Genomic DNA, 21,713 nt, shown 5'->3' with positions numbered 1-21,713 from the left:
GGGAGAGCAGGTGATGCGGGCGGTTCGGGCCGGTGGGCTTTCGTCCGTGACCGCACCCGCGTGATGAACAGGCTGCGCGAACGACTGCGCCCCGGCGGCACCCTCGTCGTCATCACCTCCGTCACGACGAACGTGCCCGACGAGCGGCGCGACATCGCCCTCGACGAGGACGAACTCGGCCTGCTGTGCGAGGGGTGGCGCTTCGCCGAACGGCACGATGCCGACGGACTCGCGTTCATCGTCCTACGCGGTCCAGCCCCTGGCCATGTCATCTGCGCCGGGAAGAACGAGCCCTCCGCGCACGCCCTGACAGGCGCGGGCGTTGTCGTCACCGACCCCGTGGGGCGGATTCTGCTCGGCTGGTCGAGGCGGCGCGGGGTGTGGGAGTTGCCCGGCGGGAAGAACGAAGCCGACGAGGACTTCCTCGTCACCGCCGTACGGGAGCTGCGCGAGGAAACCGGCCTCACCGCCGACCCGGCGAGTGCCCGGTTGCTGGCCCTGCTCATGGACTCCGCACACGGCATCCCGCGGATGACGGCCGCGGTCCGAATCACCGCCCATACAGGTGAACCGGTCGTCACCGAACCCCACTTGACCAGCCGCTGGGAATGGCACGAGATCACGGACCTGCCCCACCTCGACCAACCGCTGTTCACCCCGAGCGCGCATGTCATCGACACTGTGTGGCCTGGCCTGCTGACCGGTCTGCCGCCCGTCCACCGCTACCCGATCATCCCTGCAACCATTCCCGAGTCCGCCCAACAGGCACAAGAAGTGGCTGCGTTGCGTCAGACGATGGCCGACCGGCTGATCGAAGACGGCTACACGGATGCGGGCAGCACGATCGAGGCCGCCATCCGGCACGTCCCTCGCCACCGCTTCCTGCCCGATGTCCCACTGGCCGACGCCTACGACGCCAAGAAGGCCCCCGTCACTAAGCAAACCCCTGACGGCAAGACCACCAGCAGCGTCTCGGCTCCCTGGCTGCAGGCGGTCATGCTGCGCGACGCCGCCCTCCAACCCGGCGACACCGTGATCGAGATCGGCTCCGGCGGCTACAACGCCGCCCTCCTCCAGGAGCTGGTCGGCCCGCACGGCACGGTGATCACCATCGACATCGACCCCTACGTCACCGACCGCGCCCGCCGCTTCCTCGACGACACCGGATACCAGCAGGTCCGCGTCCACCTCGGCGACGGCGAACAGTCGCCCGCGACCTTCGCCGCCCCGGGCAGCGTGGACGCCATCGTCGCCATCGTCGTCACCGTCGAAGCCCGCGACATCCCGCCCGCCTGGATCAGCAGCCTCTCCGAGGGCGGGCGCCTGGTCGTCCCACTGCGGATCCACGGCTACACATGGTCCGTTGCCTTCACCAAACGCGACGAGCTGCTGGTGGCCGACCGCTTCGAGGTGTGCGGGTTCGTCCCTCTCCAGGGCCCCGGCTACCGACCCGACCACACCGTCAAGCTGCGCGGCGGCGAGATCACCGTACGCTTCGCCGACGGCACCCCCACCGACACCAGTCGCCTCGAAGCCGCTCTCGATATGCCCCGCACCGAGCGGTGGACCGGCGTCACCATCCCCGGCCAGGTGCCCTTCGACAAGCTCATGCTGTGGCTGGTCACCCACCTCGACACCGGGTTCGCACGCCTGGCCGTCGACAAGGCTCTCGACACCGGCGTGCTCCAACCTTCCAAGGGCTCGGACGCCGCGACCCTCGTCCGCGACGACTCCCTCGCCCACGTGCTGCACCGCAAGATCAGCGACGACGGCGACGGGCTTTGGGAATTCGGCGTCCACGCCTACGGCCCCCAGGCAGACGACTTGGCCGACACGATGACCGACCTCGTCACGTCCTGGGACCGTACGGCCCGTGACAGCACCCCCATGCTCACCGTCCACCCAGCCCACGCCTGTCACCCCGTCGAGTCCAACCCGCATGTGATCAGGAAGCCCCACGTCGACCTCGTGTTCGACTGGGAAACGTCCGGTGACCCAACCGCTGACGCAGCGGGCTGCCAGTCCGTGGCGGAGAGGGCCTCGTGACGCCGGCGGTCAGGAACGCCAGGGAGGTCATGGGCCCCGCAGTAGAAGGCTCGGCTATGACGCCAGCCGCGCATGGAACGTCACGCGCGCACGTGTGGAAAGGTGTCCACACCCCGTTCGCCGATGTGCGCGGGCGTGCTCTGGTGCAGGAGGTCGACTAGCGGGTTGTTCGGCTCCTGCCGGTGGCGAGACGCCGATGGGTACCCCAGTGGGCCCCTCTGAGCCTCATGGTTGGTCGGCGAACGGGGAGAACAGTGCTGGCATTTGTCCGGTTTCCGTGCCGAGCTGGTCGTACTACGGTGGCACGCGTGGACTGGGGGACGCTGCTAGGCACAGTCGTCGGTGCCGTCTTAGGGATCGGCTCGACCTTGATCGCCGACCACACACGATCCCGTCGTGAGCAAGCGAACCGCATGCACGAATCCCTCCGGGATCTCTACAGCACATACCTCGCTGCCTTGAATGACAGCTCGTCGGTCCTGCGGGTGATCATCCTCAGGGAGAACGATGCGGCCGCGCGGTACCAGGCGGCGTTGGACGCTTTTCGCGATACTTCCGTGCTGACGCAGCGCTACAGAGTCGCCCTGCAAGCGCCGCAGGCGGTTCGAGAGAAGTCCGATCACGCGTACAGGCTGCTCCGGCAATGGCGCGACTTGCTCGACTCCCACCCAGGACTCTCCCTGGCGTCGCCGGAGTACCTCGAAGGACTGGAACGGTTCCACCAAGCCCGCAAGGACCTCCAAGCAGCTATGCGTGCAAGTCTCACCGCCGGAGGCAGATAAGCCGACCATCTCGCCCGCACGGTGCGCGGCGCCGCTCCCAGTGCCTCGAAACCTTCGCTTCAGATAGTGCGCCGTGACGGTGCCGGCTGGGAACGACTGGCCAGGCCCATGGCCCGAGTAATCGTGATCTCGATGACAACGCGCTCCGGATCCGGGGCCGGGGTCCGTCCGTATCTGTCGGCGTAGCGGGTGACGGCGTCTTCCACCGCGGCAGCGTCGGTGAGGACCTCGGCCGTGCCCTCCAGACTGGCCCAGCGTCCCCCGTCGACCTGGCAGACAGCCACGTGTGCTTCACCGGGCCGGGACGCCTGAATGTTGGCGATCTTCTTGCTGGATTTGCGGGTGATAATGCGAGCGACGCCTGCATCGACATCGACGGTCACGCCAACGGGTACTACATGCGGGCTGCCGTCAGGGCGAAGAGTGGTCAGCGTACACAAGTGGTACTCGCGCCAGAACTCTGAGTATCTGGTCAGCTGGCTGAATATATCCGCAGGCATGACCCGGAGGATAACGCGGCGACCTGGGTGAACTTGCACGCTCGTGACCACCCCCACACCCGATGTGGCACCCCAAAGGGTGAGCGCGCTATCGTCAATGATGTCCCTTATGGGCATATATCTTGCATCTTGAATATCTCGAAAATGTAACGAAATCGTGTGATGGTTGCACGGGAGTGACCAAAATGAACATAAGGGCAAGTGGCAGCTCAGGGTCTTGATCGACATCTCGAATGGTCGATTTGGCACCTTTCGCCTAGGTGTTTTTCAGCCCTCCTTGGATCGCGAGGAGAGCCTTTCGGTTGTTGGTCTTTTATGAGCCTCACGTAAGGTCCGAGAGGTTCCTGGGAGCCACCTCGAAAGGCTCCGATCGATTGCCTTCCGTTCGCTCTTGCGATCAAGCGCGTTCAGAAGGGTCTCGTAGGTACTCGCAGCCCAATCGCTGCGGCTGGTCCGCTCCATACGGAGGGTCCTGGTCTCGGTGTCTGCGATCACCTTCATGAGTGCTGCCCTGGGGACGGAAACGTCTTTGACCCGTGGTGGCTGACGAGCGGCTTCGAGTGCGAGCCCTGTTCGGCCGGTACGAAGGGATTGCGCAATGTCTCCGGGAGAAAGCCGCCGCGGCGAGCCGGAATCTACGGTTCCCGTGAGGGGGCGGGTGTGGTGCCGGCGGCTGGGGCGATGGCGTACGGCCGAGAAACGAACCGTGGAGCGCGGCCTGCACCGACGCCTGCGGCAGGAGCTGCGCAGCCTTGGCATCGTTCCGCCTCTGGACATGGACGAGCTTGCCACGGCGCTCGGTGAGCGGCGTGGACGTCCGATGGTCCTGCGTCCCTTCGCGCTGGAAAAGCCCGGACCCTCGGGACTGTGGGTCGAGATGCCGAAGACGGACGTGATCCTCTACCAGGAGGAGACGACCCCGTTGCACCAGCGGCAAATCATCCTGCACGAACTCCTCCACATCCTCGTCGATGAGTGGGAGGAAGGCCGTGCGGCCCCCGAGGCGTCCCCGGACGAGTTCGTCGAGGAGTGGTCTGCTCTCGTGCCTGTCCTGGACCCCAAGCTGATCCGGCGGGTCGCTGCCCGGTGCTCGTACGAGGACGCGGAGGAGTGCTCGGTGGAGCTGGCGGCCACGATCATTCTGGAGTGGTCCTCGGTGGTGGATGCCCTTCCTCCGTTGTCGGAGGACCCGCGAGTGCGTCGGGTTCAGTCCGCTCTGGGCGACCGGCGAGGGTGGTTGTAGGCCGTGGTCAAGTACCTTCTGCTGATCATCGCGGTCGCTGTCGCGTGGCGGCTCTACCTGTGGTTCCGTGCTCCGCACGACGCTCCCACGCGGTCGGTGGCGCTCGCCTTCCTGTGTATGGGCCTGTCGTACCCAGCGGCCATGCCGGGAGGCGCCAGCGGTATCGACACCCTCGCTGGGCACGGCATGGCCCGGCTCGCCCAGAACCTGTTGCTGTTGCTGGCGGTCTACTTCCTGATGTGCTTCTACCTGTACTCGGCGGACGGGCCGGGAGCGCGTCGTCGTGCCTGGTGGGAAGGCGCCATCATGGCCTTGGTCGCGGTGGCGATCACGGTGGCCGCCGTGACCGTGCCGCACGATGAACTCGGCAAGCCGTATGTCACCGTGGACATGACGGTCCCCCAGATCTTTCTCTTCTACACCGTCGCCGGCCTGTACCTGATGTACGCGATCGGTGCCGCCGCATGGTGGTCCGCCGCCTACGCGCGCATGTCGCGCCGGCCGCACGCCACGGGTTTGTGGATGGCCGCGATCGGCCTGGGCGGGATGGCTGTGGCCTGCGCGATCCGCGCGGTCTTCGTCACCGTCCGGTGGAGCGGTGGTTCAGTGTCGTATCGGGTCAACACCTACGCGTCGCTCCTGCTGGTCGTGTCCAGCCTGCTCTTCGCCGCAGGCGTCACGTACTCGGTGGCCCGCGCCAGGCTCACCGCCACTCGGCTGTGGCTGCGCCGACGACGCGATCACCGTCGGCTGGCCCCCTTGTGGCAGCTCCTGATCGAGGTCTATCCCCAGAACCACCTGCGTCCCGCTTCGTTGGGGTTCTGGGATCGGTGGCGGGCGCGTGGTGTCCACCGCCGATACCACCGCCGGATAGTGGAATGCCGGGACGGACTGGTCGACATCAGCCCCTATGTGGTGGGCAGGGGGGAAGGCATGAACCTGCTGGACCTTGAGCCTGCTCAGCTGGCCCAACGTCTGCGCGTCGCCGCCGACATGATCAAGAACGATGTTCCGGCACCGGGGCAGGCGGTCGCCCTGGCGGTGCCGAAGGGCGACGACCGGGACGAGGACGTCCGTCAGCTGATCGCGGTGTCGGAAGTGCTCCGGCTGAGCGCGTGACCATGGGAGAACGAGGAGACGAGACGACATGCTGATCACGGCCGACCGGATCCTGACCGGTTCCGGGACATACCTGGAGGACGGCGCCATCCTCGTCGAGGGCGCCACGATCACCGCGGTCGGACCCCGCACGCAGCTCGCCGCCCGCGCCGGCGCGGACGAGACACACCTCGCGTTTCCCGGCGCGACGGTTGTTCCCGGGCTCATCGATGCCCACGTCCACCTGGTGTTCGACGGCAGCAGCGACCCGGTGGCCGCCCTCCGCTCTTCGGACGACGACTACCTTCTGTCGGAGATGCGCCAACGCGCCGATCAACTCGTCCGTAGTGGTGTGACGACCGTCCGGGACCTGGGCGACCGCAACCACCTGGCTCTGCGTCTGGACGAGGAGATCGCCCGTGGCAGCACGCCCGGTCCTCGGGTCGTGTCCGCGGGCACTCCGTTGACCACGCCCGGGGGGCACTGCCACTTCCTGGGCGGCGAGGTATCCGGCGAGACCGCCGTCCGTGACCTGGTGCGACGGAACCTGGCGGCGGGTGCCAGCGTGATCAAGGTCATGGCGACCGGTGGCGGCCTGACCAAGGACGGGCCGAAGAGCTGGCAGAGCCAGTTCTCAGTAGACGAGTTGCGCGCTCTGGTGGATGAGGCGCATCAGGCCGGCGTACCGGTGGCCGCGCACGCTCATGGGGCGGACGGCATCACGGCGGTCGTGGACGCGGGCGTGGACACCATCGAGCACTGTTCCTGGATGACGGAGAACGGCTTCGGTCTGCGTCGAGAAGTACTCAACAAGATCGTCGATCAGGGCATCGCGGTCTGTCCGGCTGTCAGCCCCCACTGGCAGATGGTGCCGCGTGTCTTCGGCGAGGAGCGGGCGAAGGTCCTCTTCGGGCAGGTCCGGGAGATGGCCGAAGCCGGAGTCAGACTCATCGCCGGAACCGACGCCGGAGTGCAGCGGACCGGATTCGACGGGACGCTCGTACCCGCCCTCGCGTTCTACGCGCACCTGGGTATCACGAACGACAGGATCATCGATATGGCCACCGTCCACGCGGCCGACGCTCTGGGACTCGGCAACTCGACCGGCCGCATCGCCTCCGACTTCCGCGCCGACCTGCTGGTCGTCGGCGGAGATCCGCTGACCGACCTCGATGCCCTCAAGGAGATCCGTGCGGTGATCGCCGCCGGACAGGTGCGCGAGCCAGGGTCTGGGACCGATCAGCCGTAACCGATTCAGGCGGCCGGCGACTCACGGAGGGGGCCGGAGCAAGCGGAGCAGCCCTCGTCGTCCTCCGATTCGGCGCGTGGACGAGGGCCGGCATCGTGATTTCCGGTGACGAACTGTAGTCAGTCGTGTTCCAGCAGTGGACCGGCGGTTACGGTCCGCGGCACGTCGTCCGCCGACTCCGAGGGGCCGCAGCATCGCCGGACGGTCTTCGGTGAGGCCAGACTTTCGAGGGTACGACTGGCGTGTCCTCATGCTGACCTGCGCGGTTGTGCTGTTCCATGTGCGGGGGCACGGATGACGGGACGGAAGTCCATGGTGCAAGAGCTGACAGCCACGCTGCACACGACCCTGGGACAGATCGTGGTGAAGCTGTTTCCGGAGTCCGCGCCGGAAACCGTCGCGAGCTTCAGTGGCCTGGCTCGGGGGAGTTGGACATGGAGAGATCCGCGGACGGGCGAACTGGGCTTCGGGCCGCTCTATAGCGGAACGATCTTCCATCGTGTGGTCGCCGATCTCATGATCCAGGGCGGCGATCCGCAAGGAGATGGGACCGGAGGACCGGGCTGGGAGTTCCCGGACGAAATCGACCCGGCGGTGAATTTCGACCGGCCGTACATGGTGGCCATGACCACCACGGCTCCGGACACCGTGGGCTCGCAGTTCTTCATCACCCTCAGGCCGGCACCGGATCTCAACGGTCGGCACACGATCATCGGCGAAGTGATCCAAGGGCAAGAGGTTGTCGACACCATCGCGAAGATCCCTACTGGCTACGACGGCCGCCCCATCACGGACGTCGTCGTGCAGTTCATCCAAATCCACGGACGCCAGACCTGACCTCCTTGTAGCGGCAGGAATCCGCTGCGTAGTGCGTGCAGCGTAGGTCGAGAGGGGCCGTGGTCAGCGCGCACTTATGGTGTTGATGCATGGGCAGACTCCCCGGGGAGGCTTGAACGCCTACTCGTCCCCAAGATTCGTACGGTCGGTTGCCAGGGTCCGTCGCGCTGGTCCGTGCCGCTGAGACGGATCGAATGCGGTCAGCGGGCCAGCAGAGAGTTCTTCGAAGACCTGCTTCGAGGGAGGCAGCATGAGAAGATCTCCCGGCGCCAGCAACCGGCGCCACGAGCTTGGCGTCCGGTACGCCGATGCTGTTGAAGGGCGGGGATCCCGTGCAGGTCGTGGGCGTCGATATCGGCTCGGTGAAGCAGTCGAACTTCGCCTGGGCAGCCGTTGACTCGCCAGACCGCCCAGCGGTCTCCTACGGGGATGATCCGGAAGGTGCCGTCCAGGCTCTGGTCCGGTCTCTCGACGAGGGTGGGCGGGCGGTCCTGGCTGTGGAAGCGCCGATGGCCGTCCCCGTCCCGGCTCCCAACAGCGATGAGTGGCAGTGGCTGGGCCGCGCCCGCACGGGGGAAGGTAACCGGCCTTGGTCAGCCGGTGCTGGCGCCGGAGCGTTGGCCACCGGAATAGCACAGACTGCCTGGATGCTCTCCCGCCTGCGAGCGCTCGCACCACAAGTGGCCGTGACCACTCAGACCGAACGCCTCACCGCTGGGCACGCCCACCTCCTGCTCGCCGAGGCCTTCGTCTCCGCTGCTGGCAAACCTGTGCCGGTAGCCGCTGGCCAGCACGCGGCCGACGCTGAAGCCGCCGCCCGCGCAACATTCGCCTACCTCACTCAAGGGCCAAAGGGCTTCCCCCAGGTCACCTGTGCACCCCGCTCCCCGTTCAATCTCCTTGCCGCGATCGCGACCTGGGCTGGGCTGTCCGTGCCAGACGGCGAACTCCACCAGGACGTGCTGGTGATTCGCACCCAGCCGACCACCTGACTGGGGCCGCACGGCATCGCTGACGAGACGGGGCCGTCGTACTCGCTGGTCGCACCCCTCAGCGAAGCAGCAGCTCAACCCCAGGAAGGGACACTCACCTCATCGGAGCGGCGGGCCCACCAACCAGTAGTCAACGGCGACCTGGGTGCCGAAGGCGGAGCCGCCGGACAGTGAACCCTTCCGCACGGGACCAAAGGCACCCAAGATTCGGTTTGCCGCGTTGGCCGCCGCGCGGCGTATCCCGTCTTCGGGCATCTTGTGAAGAGCGGCACGGACGTCTCTGTCGTATTTGATCACGCCTGGGAGGTTCTGAGGCGTGCTGAAGGGGTGAGTCGCCAGCACGAGCGCGTATGTATCAGCAGCGCCGCTCTTGTCCAGCACGCGCATCTTGTCCAAGTCCGCCTTCACCTTGGCCGCGTAGTCAGCGGCGGACGTCTTGCGGACAAGGTCGAACGAGTACATGGCCTTGGCTTCCAGGAGGAGCAGAGGCAACGAAGCGTCGCTGTTCAGAACGGCTATATCGCACCGCCTCCACTCTCGTGCCACGACAAGTTCAGGCAGCCTGGTGTGCAGGGCCCACGCGAGCCTGTCCTGCAGTGGCCGTTCGACCTTGGACGTCAGAGCCAAGTACGCAAGCTCGTCCGGCGCGAACGACTTGGCCCCCAGTTCCAGGCTCGTGATCAATTCCTCGACAGGTACTGCGGACATGTCCCACCCAACTCCGTCATGACGCCTGGTCCCCGGCGGAGCCGACGCGTATCAAGGCGCGAGCTCACGCACTCGCTGCGCACCACAGCGGGCATGAAGTCGCGGCCCCAGCATCCAGTCGATGCCTTGTGCCGATCGCCTCAGCATGGACCACGGGGGAGGCATCCCGTAAGCCGGGCCGCGCAAGTCTCCTGTGAACCGCGCAGTTCAATGGCAGACGGCGTCATTCACCGGCGTCCGTCTCCTTCTCCTCCAGCTCCGCCACCAACTCGTTGACCAGGGCCATGGCCTTCGGTGACAGCCCCTGTGTGCCGAGGCCGCGAGCCCTCACCCGGCCCACGGCTCCCTTCTTGGCGGCAGCCAGGAGCTGAAGGCCCTCGTAGACCTGGGCGGCCACGGTGTCATCTGGTTCGAAGTACATCCGCGAGACACCGACGACCGCTGCCAGTGCGTCCAACGCGGCAGGCGACGCGGATTCGGTGACGCCGGTACGGAGATCCCGGAACTCCTGCTCGGTGATGATCTGGGCGCCAGCGTGGGCGTTCACCGCGGTGGTCATTTCCGCGTCAGAGGGGGGCCCAGGGGGGCTGGGGTACGAGTTGTCCAGGAGCAGGGTGATCTTCTCGGCCAGCGACTCGGGAGGGCTGCCGGGAACCGGGCCCGCCCGTTTTCCCGACAGCTCGGGTTCGTCGACATGCAGACCCTGTGCCTTGGCGATCGATCTGGCCTCAGCTCGCCGCAGATCCTCTTCGCTGACCCCGTACGCCGACGCCAACGCCGGGACGTACCTGTCCTTGAGGCGTCGCTCGCCGCGTTCGGCCGCCGCCACCGGCCCGGCGCTCCGGGTGCCGATCAGTGTGGCCGTCTCGTACTGGTAGTAGCCGGCGTCGCAGCGCAGATCGGTCAGGTCGGGGGGCCCGGACCGCGGGAACAGATCGTCCAGGTCCCGGCCGAGAGCGCGGGCCAGAGCGGGCAGCTTCTCTGGATCGGGAGTCTGCGCACCGCTCTCCCAGCTGGCGACCGCGGAGTCGGAGACCCCCAGGGCCTCGCCCACGGCGGCCTGGAAGATCTCGGCGGCTCGCCGGACCGCGCGCAGACGGCTTCGGTCGAAGTGACGAGCAGGCATCTGACCTCGTTTTTTATGCAAGCTGGAGTGGATCCAGTGCGTTGACTTTTTCTGTAGTCGGGAATAGCTTCAGCTTAGCGAAGGGCGGGTGGCGTTGCACGCCAGCTCGGCCTTCGTCTTCGACCCTGCCAAGGCTCCCGGCCGAGGTGGGGTTACCGGGGTACGGCCGCGGCATCGTGCGCGCGGAGGGCTTCCGGAAGGAACCGGTACCGAGGGCTCTGCCCCTCGGGTGTTGGAACGTGTGCGGCTTCGAGCCCGGAGGGCGAGGAAGACGCACCTCGGTCATTCCCTACCCGGGACGGGATTTGTGAGTGGCTGTCGTATGAGGAGTGTTGCATGTCCCTGCTGCGTCGATCGAACGTCAGAAACCGCGTCTGGATCAAGATCTCGGGGACTGTGGGAAGTCGACCTTGCGCCAGCTCCTGCGCCTCCTGATCCCTGCTTATTCCAACGGTGAAGGAGCCGGGCCGGAGCGTTATTCCCGGCACCGCCGTCCGGTGTGGGAATTCTCCAACCCATCGATATATGTCGAGTTGGCGTCGGATTCCCCCAGTAGCCACGGTCCGCTGGAGTGTTCACCGCCTACTGCATATGTTGCTGGTCCCGACGCCGGCACCGCCCAGCGACGACCCCGCAACGGAGGAGAACGAAACGACATCCCAGCGCCAACTCTGCGATTCCAGCAGGAAATGAGAACGGCGCCCCGGAGTTAGCCGCTCCAGGGCGCCGACCCCGCCACCCCTGAGGGTACGGATTCATAACCGGGGCGAGTCGGCTGGCCTTTTCGACGAGAACGGCCGTCCCACCCCACCTACGAGTGAGGAATTCTCGCATGCCCGCCTCCCGAAGCGGAAGGGCGATCACCGCCCAGCCCGCCAAGGCCGTTCAACTCACTGACGGTATCCGCCAGCACCGATTGGCGCTCCTCCTGGCGGACATGGTGCCTGGTGCCCGCATCATCCGCGTGTCGCAGCACCAGCCCAGCCAGACCTGGCCAAGTCCCCATACCTGCGCGTACGACGAGCGGGGACAGCCCATACCTCTCAACCGGCCCCAGCGAACTGCCGCCGCCCGCTGGGTGATCCGAGCCTTTCCCGAGGCGGACTGGGACGAGGCGCATGACCTCGACCTGACCACGGGGTCCCTGCGTCCCACCGCGAAGGCCTGCGCTCCATCGGACGGGGGCCGCTGACCCGTGGCCCGGATCCGAACGATCAAACCCGAAGCCTTCGCATCCGAGTCTCTCGCCGCTGTCTCTCTCGCCGCCGAGCGGACCTTCTTCGGCCTCCTCACCCAGGCCGACGACCACGGTCGCTTCCGCGACCAGCCCGCAGTGATCACCGGACTGCTGTGGTCGCTGCGCCCGGAACACGGTCCCGTGGACGTCGAGGACGACCTGACCCAGCTGGCCACCGCTCACCTGATCTGCCGCTACGAGGGGGATGACGGCAAGCGGTACCTGCATATCGTCACCTGGCGCCAACATCAGAAGGTCAACCGACCGAGCGGAGTTCGCTTCCCCGCCTGCCCGCACCACGACGTCGAACGGCCCACCTCGGCCGCATCGCGAACTCACGTAGACGGCACTGAGTCCTCCGTGATCCCTCACGAAGGACTCGCTGAGGGTTCACGCACCCCGGACGAGCTTCCTGCCCATCACAACAAAACCGCAGCTCAGGGTGCACTCGGTGAGCCTTCACGGAGCACTCACAGAGGACTCAGCGAGCCCTCGATGAGTCCTCACGGTCCGGATCTAGGACCTAGGAACTTGGATCTAGGAACTACTACTCCTTCGGGGGACGTCAGCGCCCCCGCACCGGCGACGGTCTCGACCCAGCAGCTCATGGCCGAGTACGCCGCCGCCTGTGCCCACCGACCGCCCAGCGGCGTGCTCGGTCACCTCGGACGGGAGACGGCCAAGCTCCTCGCGGAGGGAATCGAGCCGGACCACATCCGAGCCGGGCTGGCCCGCCACCGGGCGAAGGGGCTCCACCCGAGCACCCTGCCGAGCCTGGTCCACGAGGCCATGAACGCCACCCCCGCCGGTTTGGCGCGGACGGAATCGCGGCCTAACGTGCCCGGTCACCGGGCCTGGGCCAATCCTGCCGACCCTGCCGCCGCCTACGCCGAGGAGCTGTGATGCGCGACCACGACGCCCAGCCCGTCGGCGGCATCGCCCGCCGCTTGGCCAACATCCTCACCGCCCGGGGCATCGATCCGGCCGCTCCGCTCACCGACGTGGCCGAGCCCATCCCCGCCCTGCAGGCGGCGCAGAACCGCATCCCGGCCCGGTACCGGGGCGCGGTCGCCGACCATCCGGCGGTCGCCGCCTGGGTCCGTGAGATCGCCGAGGCCGGCCGTCCCGGGCCTGAGGGAGCCCCGGGGATCGCGCAGGGCCGCTCGCTGCTGATCGTCGGCACCACCGGTACGGGCAAGACCCACCAGGCGTACGGCGCGGTACGGTCGCTGCTCCTCGCCGGAGTCCGGCTGCGCTGGAAGGCGACCACGGCCGCCGACCTGTACGCCGAGTTGCGGCCCCGCCCCGGGCACGACGGCGAGCGGGAGCTGATGGACCTCGCTCGCTGCCCGCTGCTGATCATCGACGACCTCGGCGCGGCCAAGAACAGCGAGTGGACCGAGGAGATCACGATGCGGCTCATCAACCGCCGCTACAACGAGATGCTCCCGACCCTCATCACCACCAACCTCGGCATGACCGACCTGCGTCAGCACATCGGCGACCGGGTCGCCTCCCGGCTGACCGAGATGAGCGACAAGGTCATCCTCGACGGTCCCGACCGCAGACGAGCCCTCGCGGCCGAGCGTCGCCGCATCGCCGCCGCCTGATCCCTGCCGTGACCGGCCGACACCGGTTCCGCCTCCTTCACGCACCAACCCCCTGGGACGCGTATGCCCAAACGCGCCCGGGGCGACCGGAGACACCCCACATGCACAGCACCGAGAACCAGATACCGCGCACCCTCGGCGACCTCACCTGGCACGACAGCGCCGCCTGCTGCTCGACGACCGACCACCAGGTCGATCCCGACATCTTCTTCCCCGAGCCGGACGAGATGGACCGCATCCGCGCCGCCAAGGCCCTGTGCGCCCAGTGCCCCGCCCGCTCCACCTGCCTGGACGCCGCCCTCGAGAACGGAGACCGCGACGGCATCCGGGGAGGCATGACCGAAGAGGAACGCGCACCCCTGCACCGCAAGCTCCAAAGCCGTTTCGACTACGCTCGCGTGAACGCCGTGCTGGCCGGCCGCGACATACACCTCACACAGGCCGAGCGCGATGCCGTCGTCCGCGCCGCCTACCAGGCAGAGGTCCCGGCTGAGCGGCTCGCCTGGCTGCTCAAGGTCACCGAGGAGCACGCCGAGAAGCTCTACCGCCGCACCCGCCGGGAGATCCGCAACCGGGCCGTCGACCAGAAGAAGGCGAACAAAGGGAAGAAGTCCAAGAGCCCTACGAAGGCGCTCAACACACCCGTGGCCGAGACACCCGCATGGGACGACCTCGGGACGGCCGCGTGAGCCAGAGCGCGCCGGTTTCGGCGCGGATCACCGGCTGGGACCGAGCCGCGATCGTCGCCCTCGGCGGCGCCGGATGCGCGCTCTCGTACGACGCCCTGCAGCAGATGGCCACCGCCATCCACGTCCGCGGACCCCTCACGTTCGTTTTCCCCCTGGTGATCGACGGATTCATCGCCTACGGGGTACGCGCGCTCCTGGTCCTGCGCACCGCTTCCTTCGCCGCCCGCCTGTACGTGTGGACGCTGTTCGGCACGGCGACGGCCGCCAGCATCTGGGCCAACGCGCTGCACGCCGTACGCCTCAACCAGCAGCGTCCCGAAGGCGGCGGACTACGGCTCGGCGACGTCACCGTCGGCGCCCTGTCCACCATCGCGCCGCTCGCCCTGGCCGGGGCCGTCCACCTCTACATCCTCATAGCCCGGCGGGTCACCGAAGCCGGTCACCACGGACACCCGGACACTCTCGGCGTCCGGACCAACCGGATCGCCGCTGACCGGCCGGAGCCCCCGCGAGCGGCGGACGGACACCGGCCGGCCCCGGTCACCTCCGGACAACCGGCCGCGCTCTCCGCGCCGGAGAGCAGCCGTCCGGCGGTCGCCTCCGGCCCGGACATACGGCTGACGGCTGACCGGGAGGAGCCGTCCGGACACTCGGAGACCACCGTGGAGCCGAACCACGCCCATGACGGAGACGTCGCTGGCCTGGGCGGACAGCCGGTCAGCAGACCTGTCCCGGTCACCCGCCCGCGGCTGGCCGCCCCCTCGGTCACCGCCCCGGAGGCTGGCCCGGACGCCATCTCGGAGACCTCGGACAACGGCGCCCCGGACACCGACCCGTCGGCGGACACCCTGCTGCCGATCGCCCGCCAAGCGGTCGCCGACGCGGGCAAGGTCACCCGCGAGGTCGTCGCGGACGCCATCCGCGGACAGGGCAGGACGCTGTCCAACGACCGGCTGACCGCCCTGATGCGACAACTCCGCGCCGAGACCGGCCAGGACTCGGCCACCAGGACCGGCTGACCGAACGGCCCGGATGGGCGGGCGGCCAACGGCAACAGCCGGGCCGCCCGCCCCCACCCCACCAACTTCCGTGACCTCCTACCCACGCACCGGAGACACACGATGCGCACCACACCGGCCACCCCCGCCGAAGCCGACGCCTGGATCACCGTGCTCCGCCGGTACGGACACCTCCACCGCGCCGACCCCGGCCCGGACGGCACCTGGACCGTGCAGCGAACCCCCGCCAGCCCGCCCCTCACCCTGCACCACCCGGTCCTGGCGCTCGACTTCGTGGCCGAGGTCCTCCACGACGTGCGCCGTACGAAGGCCCAGACGCTCCGATGACACGCTCCGAACCGGCCGACACCACCTCCGACCTGCGGCAAGACCACTGCCCGGCACGAAGCCGAGCAAGCTGTAGCTTCCGAAACTCCTCCGCAGCCCATGGCTGCGGAGGAGTTTCGGAAGCGCATGCCCCCGCCCCCGGAGGGGCGGGGGAGGTCCGGCACCAGGGGGCGCCGGACTCCGGGACTGCGACCGAGGGCGGATCGCAGTCGGGGGGAGAAGCGGAGCCGAACGCCGCGCTGCGTACGCGCCCCCGTCTGCGCCAGAGCGTCCACCGCGACCAAGTCCGCAGCGTCCGTCTGACCCGCGACGAACTCGACTCCGTCAAGCGCGCCGCCGAAGCCGTCGGTCTGAAGACAGCCGGATTCCTCGCCGATGCCGCGGTCGCCGTAGCCCACGCCCAAGGCGGTCCGAAGACGTGGCTGTTGGACCAGCGCGGTCGAGTGGAGGAACTGATGGCGGCCAGCGCCCAACTCGCCCGCGTCGGCAACAACCTCAACCAGATCGCCCGCATCCTCAACTCCGGCGGTCAGGTCGAGTACGTGGACGATGCGGTCGCCCGAGTCCTGGGTGCCGCAGCCCGCATCGAGGGCGCCGCCCTAGAGATGGCTCGGCGCTGACGGTGGTCCCGGACGTCTCCACCGGCAGCCGTACGTACGGCCTGCTCAACTACCTCTACGGACCCGGCCGCAGGGAGGAACACACCGACCCTCACCTTGTCGCTTCTTGGATGCCCGGCCTCGCCCCTGACCCCGGACGCGACCCGGACGCCACCCTCAAGCAACTCTCCGACCGGCTCGACCTGCCCGTTCTCGCCCTGCCGAAGGACCGCCGCCCCGTCCAGCACGTATGGCACTGCCCCGTGCGCACCGCGCCCGGCGACCGCTACCTCACCGACGCCGAATGGGCCGAGGTCGCCCGACGCGTCGTGCACGCCACCGGCATCGCGCCTGAGGGTGACGACAAGGCATGCCGGTGGATCGCCGTACGCCATGCCGACGACCACATCCACATCGCCGCCACCCTCGTACGCCAGGACGGCCGACAGGCACGCCACCACAACGACGGCATCCGCGCCCAGGCCGAATGCCGAAAGATCGAGAAGGAGTTCGGCCTGCAGATCCTCAACGGCGGCGACCGCACCGCCGCCCAGCGCCCCACCAGCGCCGAACGCTCCAAGGCCGAGCGAACCGGTCGCCCCGAGACACCACGGGAGACACTGCGGGAGGGCGTCCGCCACGCCCTGGCCGGAGCCGCCAGCGAGGAGGAGTTCTTCGAACGCCTCGCCGAAGCCGGCCTCCGGATCGACAAGCGCATCGCCCCCTCGGGCGACGCCATCGGATACAACGTCGCTCTCCCCGGCGACCGCAACCGCGATGGCGAACCCATCTGGTTCTCCGGGTCGAAACTCGCCCCGGACCTCTCCCTGCCCAAGATCCGGCAGCGGCTTGACGCCGTACGACCTGATGCCGATGAGCCCGTCGTCGGCCGTGCCGACGAACAAGTGAGGCACCCAGCCCGCGCCCGCCGCGAAGCAGCACCGGTCGTCGAACGGGCGGCGTCGATCCTTGACGGGAACGACGACGAGGACGCCGCCGGCCAACTGGTCGGAGTCGGCGAACTGCTCGACGCTCTCGCTCAGACCGCCCCGGCCTCGACCCGCGGGGAACTCGCCGAGGCCGCCCGAGTCTTCGAACGTGCCACCCGCTCCCACATCCGAGCCGAACGCGCGGACAACCACGCCATCCGCTCCGCCGCCCGCGGCATCGTCCGAGCCGGCGGCGCACTCGGCAAGGGCGAGGACGGTGGTGCCACCGCGATGGTCCTGTCCACGATGGTCCTCGTGGCCATCGCCGCCGCGCGCTGGCACTCCGCCCGAGGCCACGCCCAGCAGGCAGTCGCCGCCCAACGAGCCGCTCGACACCTCCGCAGCGCCTACCGATCGGCTTCCACCCTGCCCATGAACGCGATGCGCGAGCACGGCCGGCGTCTCCCCGAACCCGTACGGCAGCGATACGCCGGCACCCTCGAAGCCGCCCTGCCCGAGCAGGCCGACTGCGTCCGCCACGAACCCGGCTGGGATGCGCTGACCGCCACCCTCGACCAGGCCGAGCGAGCGGGACACGACCCCGACGCCCTCCTCCAACAGGCCATCGCATGGCGCGAACTGGACACCGCGGACAGCGTCACCGACGTGCTCGTCTGGCGCCTGCGACGCATCGGCAAACTGCCCGCCACCATGGACGCGCCCCGCGAGCGTGCGAACGCGGGGACAGCCCGATCGCGGCGCTATTCCTCGGCACCACAGACCCCCGAACCGCCGGTGAGGCCCCACAGTGCTGACCCACGTTCCCCGGGGCCGAGGCGCTGATCAGCGCACAAAGTGCTGGATGTCGGGGGCGCAAGGGCCTGTTAATAGTGAACGGCTGAGAGAAGGAGACGATGCACATGCTCGAAAACGGCGTCCAGGCCCAGAGAACCGATCTGCCGGAGACCGACTTCGACGATGATCCCCTGCTGCGACTCCAGCAGGAGACTCGGCTCGGCGACGGCAACATCCGTCTCCGGGCCACCACCCACCCCGAGGAGATCACCATCACCGGGATCCCTGTCATGTGCCCCCGATGCGGCGCCCGGCGCGACTGGATGGTGATCTGCGACCGCGACGAGATCAGCATCCGCTGCCGCTGCACACACCAGTGGGTCGAACGCGAACTGACGCGCGCGGACTACGAGGCGATGATCGACGTCGGAGGCCAGGACTACCCGAGCCTGGAGGCCGCGGCCCGGGCCGCGGGCTACGACGGCACGTTCGCTGGCGTCTATGTGGATTGACGAGCGGAATCGCTAGTGGTGCCTTGCCCGGTGCCCGGCCCTGCCACCTGACATCCCTGACCTCGACCACTGGGCCGGCAGAAGGCGGCCATGTCTCCCTCGGCTCCTGCGATTCCGGGGCTTGGTCCCGGAACGCCTCCGTAGATCGTCATACGTCAAATACCCTGATCGCGCGCGTTGTTGACGTGGTACTTGGTGAAGTCGGCGAGATTGGGGGGCGCAGTGGCGGCGGTGTTCGTCGACCGTGAGGACAGCCTGGACGTGATCGGGAGCGTCGCGAGGAGGCTGGAGGAGGGCACCAGCAGCGTCCTGGTCGTCGAGGGCGACTCGGGCATGGGTAAGACGTCCCTACTTGCCGAGGTATATCGGAGGTCGTCCGGCGGAGCCTGCCGGGTGGTCCTGGTCAGTTGTGTGCCAGGGCTTGGCAGGGGAGGCGAGTACGGACCGTTCCTCGACGCCCTCGCCGAACTGAGCTCAGCCCCACGTCCAGGGAAGCGCAGGGCGAGGTGGGCCCGCGCGCTGGGACGAGGAGCCGCCTCCGCCGCGCCAGCGTTGGTGTCCCTCGCGATCCCCGGAATCGGCGGCGTGGTCGACGCGGGAACCGTGGCGGTCAAGTCGGCCCTCGCCACCGGGTCCCTTCCGGCGGACAGCCTGGGTTCGGTGCGGACCATCATGGCCCACCAGATCAGCGAGGCATTGCTGGTGGAGGCGCGTGACGGCGCACCGCTTCTGCTGCTGATCGATGACATCCAGTTGTTCGACGAAGGGAGCCGTGAACTCCTGCACCTGCTGCTGCGCAAGCTGGAAGGCCAGCCGCTCAGCCTGGTGCTGGGCCTCGGCTCGTACACGTCGACGACAGCGAGTGGCGCGGAGATGGAGCAGCTGCTCCACATGTGGGAGACGAGGCACAACCTGCTGATCGCCCGGCACCGGATCGGGGCCCTGCCGGACTGGGCCGTCGGTGACCTTGTCTCGGCCAGGCTGGATGGCCAGGACGTTCCCGTCGGCTTCGCCGAGCAGGTGCACTCGGTGACCGGTGGGCGCCCCGTCTTCGTGGACCAGGTCCTGAAGCTGTGGCGCCCCGGCTACGGGACGGACGTACCACTGCCGAACGAACTCCCGCACGCGGTGCGGGAACGATTCCGGGGTATCGACTCCGCCGCCCAGGAACTGCTTGTCCTCGGCGCCACCGCCGGCCAGTTCTTCTTCTCGCACACGCTCGCCGAAGTGACGGGGATGCCCCAGATCCGCGTTCAGGATCTGCTGCACGGCGTGGCGCGCGACCACGGACTTGTGCGCGAACGGCGCCGTGCGGACATGCCCCGCTGGGCGGACGGACTGCACATCGACTGGTACGACTTCGAGCACCGCGCCCTCCAGTGGTGCATCCGTGAAGGCCATCAGGACGAGGGAGCGCGGCTGCTGAGGCACGCACAGGTGGCCGATGCCCTGGAGAGACTGCCGAGGGCCGGCGGGGATCTTCCGCGTGAGGTCCGAGTCATGGTCGCCGGCCACCTGCGTGCGGCCGGGCCCTCCCGCGCTGCCGCGAGCGCCGGCGCCCACTACCGGCTCGCCCGATCCGTGGCCGTGGACGAGCTGGCGTTCGTCCAGGCCGAGAAGTACTGCCGGACGGCCCTCGACTCGGCCCGGCAGCTGCCCCTGGGAGACCCGGAACGCGACCGTCTGCTGGTGGAGGCGGCCGAACTGCTGCTGAGCCTCACCGAGGTGCGCTGGAGGGGCAGCGGGAGCGAGGCGGAGTCTCCCGGCATCGACACGCTGGCGGCCGAGGCCGAGGAATCGGCGCGTCGCCTCGGTGACCCGCTGCTGATGGCCCGCACAGCGCTGCTGCGCGGGAAGACACTGCTGGCGGTGCACGGTCTTGATCCCTCGCTGGAGAAGCACGAGGAGGCGGTCGCTCTCGCCCGCGAGTGCGGTCCGGAGGGCACCGAAGTGCTCTACGTGGCACTTGTCGAGTACGGCCGCCAGCTGCCCAAGCGCGACCTTGAAGCTGGCCTGAGAGTGTTGTTCGAGGCCGAGGAACTGTACGCCTCCGCCACTGAACTCGGCGATGTCGCGAGCCCGCTGCTCCAGCACGCACGCAACCTCAACGAGATGCAGATCGGCGTCAACCTCTTCGACGCGAGCCGCTTCGACGAAGCCCTGCAACGGCTGCTGCGCTGCGTGGAGCGGTTGAGCGGTGAGGCGATGCGCGGCGAGCTGCCCATTGCGTTGAACTACCTCGCTCAACTGCACATCGCCATGGGCGACGTGGAGGAGGCGGAGGCCGCGCTGGCCAGAGCGCTGGCCTTCGAGGAGGAGTACCAGGAGGAGCGCGAGAGCATCAGCGGCTGGCACGCGTACAACAACGCGCTCCTGGCCCTGATCGCCTCCCGCACACCCGAGCGCGCGCCGGAGGCGCTCCGGCGCATCCGGGCAGCATGGCTGGAGACGCAGGAGACGTGGCTGGTCAATTTGGTGCCCATCGTCCGCAACCTGTACGTGGACGTGCTCATGGCGGTGGGGGAGGACTCCAGGCTGGCGCTCCAGCTGATCGGGGACACCCTCGTCGAGACCGAGACCACCAAGATGGAGCGCAGCCGCATCGCCGCGTTCTGCCTGCGCAGCCGTCTCCGGCTCGCGGAGGGTGATACCCGGAGCGCGCTGGAGGATGCCCGGGCCGCGTACGCGATCCTCGAAGAACGGGGTGCGATGCCCGCCCTGCGTACGGAGGAAGTGTTGTACGACGTCTCGCGCGCCCTGGTCGCCGACGGCGCCGACGAGGAAGCCGCCGACCTGCTGGAGCGGGCCCGTGCCGAGGTACGCCGTAAGGCGGACAGCATCGGCGACCCGCGTCGGCGGGCACACTTCCTGAACGCCGTGCCGCTCAACCAGGTCCTGTTCGTGGACGTGCCGTCGGAATCCGGCGGGTTCGCGGTTACAGTGCGGGACCAGGGTGATGCGCAGACGCAGGAGTAGAAGGGGAGGCGGAAACCGTGTTCACCATAACCAAGGAGTTCCACTTCTCCGCGAGCCACGTGCTCGACCAGCTGCCCGCCTGGCACCCCTGCGCACGCATGCACGGCCACAACTACATCGTGGTGCTCGAACTGTCCGCCGAGGACGATGCGCTGACCCCCGCGGGATTCGTGCGGGACTACAGGGATCTCGACGCGTTCAAGAAGTGGATGGACGACGCCCTCGATCACCGGCACCTCAATGAAGCGATGGGGGGGGGTGCCTCCCCCTCGGCGGAGAACCTCGCCAAGTGGATCTTCGACAGGTGGCGTGACGAGGTGCCTGAACTCTCGGCGGTGAAGGTATCGGAGACACCCAAGACGTGGGCGATCTACCGGCCGTAGCGGTGACTTGCCCGCTTCGAACGGATCCGCTCCTTCAGACGCGCCCGGAACTCCGC

General features: G+C 68.3%; 21 protein-coding genes. 17 read left to right on the top strand and 4 right to left on the bottom strand.

From position 1 onward, the window contains the following. Positions 1 to 63 precede the first annotated feature (63 nt). Both fxlM and AB0D74_RS12685 read left to right on the top strand, forming a co-directional pair. Positions 64 to 2,046 carry a methyltransferase, FxLD system gene (fxlM, locus tag AB0D74_RS12690; RefSeq protein ID WP_362584247.1) on the top strand — a complete coding sequence of 661 codons (1,983 nt, stop codon included), beginning with the start codon at positions 64 to 66 and terminating at the stop codon, positions 2,044 to 2,046. 308 nt (positions 2,047 to 2,354) lie between these two features. Then, the gene (locus AB0D74_RS12685) at positions 2,355 to 2,828 is read left to right on the top strand and encodes a hypothetical protein (protein ID WP_362584077.1); all 474 of its coding nucleotides are present in this window, start codon (positions 2,355 to 2,357) and stop codon (positions 2,826 to 2,828) included. A 59-nt stretch (positions 2,829 to 2,887) separates the two neighbouring features. On the opposite strand, the gene AB0D74_RS12680 is transcribed toward AB0D74_RS12685, so the two are convergent. After that, positions 2,888 to 3,328 carry a TIGR03618 family F420-dependent PPOX class oxidoreductase gene (locus tag AB0D74_RS12680; protein ID WP_362584074.1) on the bottom strand — a complete coding sequence of 147 codons (441 nt, stop codon included), beginning with the start codon at positions 3,326 to 3,328 and terminating at the stop codon, positions 2,888 to 2,890. 706 nt (positions 3,329 to 4,034) lie between these two features. Between AB0D74_RS12680 and AB0D74_RS12675 the strand changes: the two genes are divergently transcribed. The 5 genes from AB0D74_RS12675 to AB0D74_RS12655 all read left to right on the top strand — a co-directional run bounded on the left by AB0D74_RS12675 (position 4,035) and on the right by AB0D74_RS12655 (position 8,747). Next, a complete protein-coding gene (locus AB0D74_RS12675; RefSeq protein WP_362584071.1) occupies positions 4,035 to 4,571 on the top strand; it encodes a hypothetical protein in 537 nt (178 codons plus the stop codon). A 3-nt stretch (positions 4,572 to 4,574) separates the two neighbouring features. After that, on the top strand, positions 4,575 to 5,690 hold the full coding sequence (locus AB0D74_RS12670; RefSeq protein WP_362584068.1) for an MAB_1171c family putative transporter: 1,116 nt from the start codon (positions 4,575 to 4,577) through the stop codon (positions 5,688 to 5,690). Between the two features lie 28 nt (positions 5,691 to 5,718). After that, positions 5,719 to 6,918 (top strand): amidohydrolase family protein, encoded by a 1,200-nt coding sequence (locus tag AB0D74_RS12665; protein ID WP_362584065.1) that lies wholly within the window; start codon positions 5,719 to 5,721, stop codon positions 6,916 to 6,918. Between the two features lie 312 nt (positions 6,919 to 7,230). After that, positions 7,231 to 7,755, top strand: coding sequence for a peptidylprolyl isomerase (locus AB0D74_RS12660; protein WP_362584062.1), 525 nt, complete (start codon positions 7,231 to 7,233; stop codon positions 7,753 to 7,755). Positions 7,756 to 8,063: 308 nt separating this feature from the next. Further along, entirely contained in the window at positions 8,064 to 8,747 is a 684-nt protein-coding gene (locus AB0D74_RS12655) for a hypothetical protein (RefSeq protein ID WP_362584059.1), read from the top strand. Positions 8,748 to 8,846: 99 nt separating this feature from the next. Here the strand turns inward: AB0D74_RS12655 and AB0D74_RS12650 are convergent, their stop codons facing one another. Both AB0D74_RS12650 and AB0D74_RS12645 read right to left on the bottom strand, forming a co-directional pair. After that, positions 8,847 to 9,455 (bottom strand): hypothetical protein, encoded by a 609-nt coding sequence (locus AB0D74_RS12650; protein WP_362584056.1) that lies wholly within the window; start codon positions 9,453 to 9,455, stop codon positions 8,847 to 8,849. A gap of 223 nt (positions 9,456 to 9,678) precedes the next feature. Then, entirely contained in the window at positions 9,679 to 10,581 is a 903-nt protein-coding gene (locus tag AB0D74_RS12645; RefSeq protein ID WP_362584053.1) for a helix-turn-helix transcriptional regulator, read from the bottom strand. Between the two features lie 1,195 nt (positions 10,582 to 11,776). On the opposite strand from AB0D74_RS12645, the gene AB0D74_RS12640 reads away from it, so the two are divergent. The 8 genes from AB0D74_RS12640 to AB0D74_RS12605 all read left to right on the top strand — a co-directional run bounded on the left by AB0D74_RS12640 (position 11,777) and on the right by AB0D74_RS12605 (position 18,298). Beyond that, positions 11,777 to 12,721 carry a hypothetical protein gene (locus AB0D74_RS12640; protein WP_362584050.1) on the top strand — a complete coding sequence of 315 codons (945 nt, stop codon included), beginning with the start codon at positions 11,777 to 11,779 and terminating at the stop codon, positions 12,719 to 12,721. Further along, on the top strand, positions 12,721 to 13,428 hold the full coding sequence (locus tag AB0D74_RS12635; RefSeq protein ID WP_362584047.1) for an ATP-binding protein: 708 nt from the start codon (positions 12,721 to 12,723) through the stop codon (positions 13,426 to 13,428). Before AB0D74_RS12640 ends, AB0D74_RS12635 begins: the two co-directional genes overlap by 1 nt. A gap of 101 nt (positions 13,429 to 13,529) precedes the next feature. Next, complete coding sequence (locus AB0D74_RS12630) at positions 13,530 to 14,117, top strand: WhiB family transcriptional regulator (protein WP_362584044.1); 588 nt, start codon at positions 13,530 to 13,532, stop codon at positions 14,115 to 14,117. Further along, positions 14,114 to 15,136 carry a DUF2637 domain-containing protein gene (locus AB0D74_RS12625; protein ID WP_362584041.1) on the top strand — a complete coding sequence of 341 codons (1,023 nt, stop codon included), beginning with the start codon at positions 14,114 to 14,116 and terminating at the stop codon, positions 15,134 to 15,136. Before AB0D74_RS12630 ends, AB0D74_RS12625 begins: the two co-directional genes overlap by 4 nt. A gap of 102 nt (positions 15,137 to 15,238) precedes the next feature. Continuing rightward, a complete protein-coding gene (locus AB0D74_RS12620; RefSeq protein ID WP_362584038.1) occupies positions 15,239 to 15,463 on the top strand; it encodes a hypothetical protein in 225 nt (74 codons plus the stop codon). Positions 15,464 to 15,918: 455 nt separating this feature from the next. Beyond that, the gene (mobC, locus tag AB0D74_RS12615) at positions 15,919 to 16,083 is read left to right on the top strand and encodes a plasmid mobilization relaxosome protein MobC (RefSeq protein ID WP_362584035.1); all 165 of its coding nucleotides are present in this window, start codon (positions 15,919 to 15,921) and stop codon (positions 16,081 to 16,083) included. A gap of 2 nt (positions 16,084 to 16,085) precedes the next feature. Then, complete coding sequence (locus AB0D74_RS12610) at positions 16,086 to 17,834, top strand: relaxase/mobilization nuclease domain-containing protein (RefSeq protein ID WP_362584032.1); 1,749 nt, start codon at positions 16,086 to 16,088, stop codon at positions 17,832 to 17,834. A gap of 71 nt (positions 17,835 to 17,905) precedes the next feature. After that, on the top strand, positions 17,906 to 18,298 hold the full coding sequence (locus AB0D74_RS12605; protein WP_362584029.1) for a hypothetical protein: 393 nt from the start codon (positions 17,906 to 17,908) through the stop codon (positions 18,296 to 18,298). Positions 18,299 to 18,453: 155 nt separating this feature from the next. On the opposite strand, the gene AB0D74_RS12600 is transcribed toward AB0D74_RS12605, so the two are convergent. Further along, a complete protein-coding gene (locus AB0D74_RS12600) occupies positions 18,454 to 18,633 on the bottom strand; it encodes a hypothetical protein (RefSeq protein WP_362584257.1) in 180 nt (59 codons plus the stop codon). Between AB0D74_RS12600 and AB0D74_RS12595 the strand changes: the two genes are divergently transcribed. Together AB0D74_RS12595 and AB0D74_RS12590 are read left to right on the top strand one after the other, a co-directional pair. Next, complete coding sequence (locus AB0D74_RS12595; RefSeq protein ID WP_362584244.1) at positions 18,560 to 21,274, top strand: AAA family ATPase; 2,715 nt, start codon at positions 18,560 to 18,562, stop codon at positions 21,272 to 21,274. The genes AB0D74_RS12600 and AB0D74_RS12595 overlap by 74 nt on opposite strands. A gap of 17 nt (positions 21,275 to 21,291) precedes the next feature. Beyond that, on the top strand, positions 21,292 to 21,657 hold the full coding sequence (locus AB0D74_RS12590) for a 6-carboxytetrahydropterin synthase (RefSeq protein ID WP_362584026.1): 366 nt from the start codon (positions 21,292 to 21,294) through the stop codon (positions 21,655 to 21,657). Positions 21,658 to 21,713 lie beyond the last annotated feature (56 nt).

The organism is Streptomyces sp. NPDC048278, from assembly GCF_040652195.1.
In the GTDB taxonomy this organism is placed as follows: Bacteria; Actinomycetota; Actinomycetes; order Streptomycetales; family Streptomycetaceae; genus Streptomyces.
This window is presented reverse-complemented; position numbering and strand designations above follow the sequence as displayed.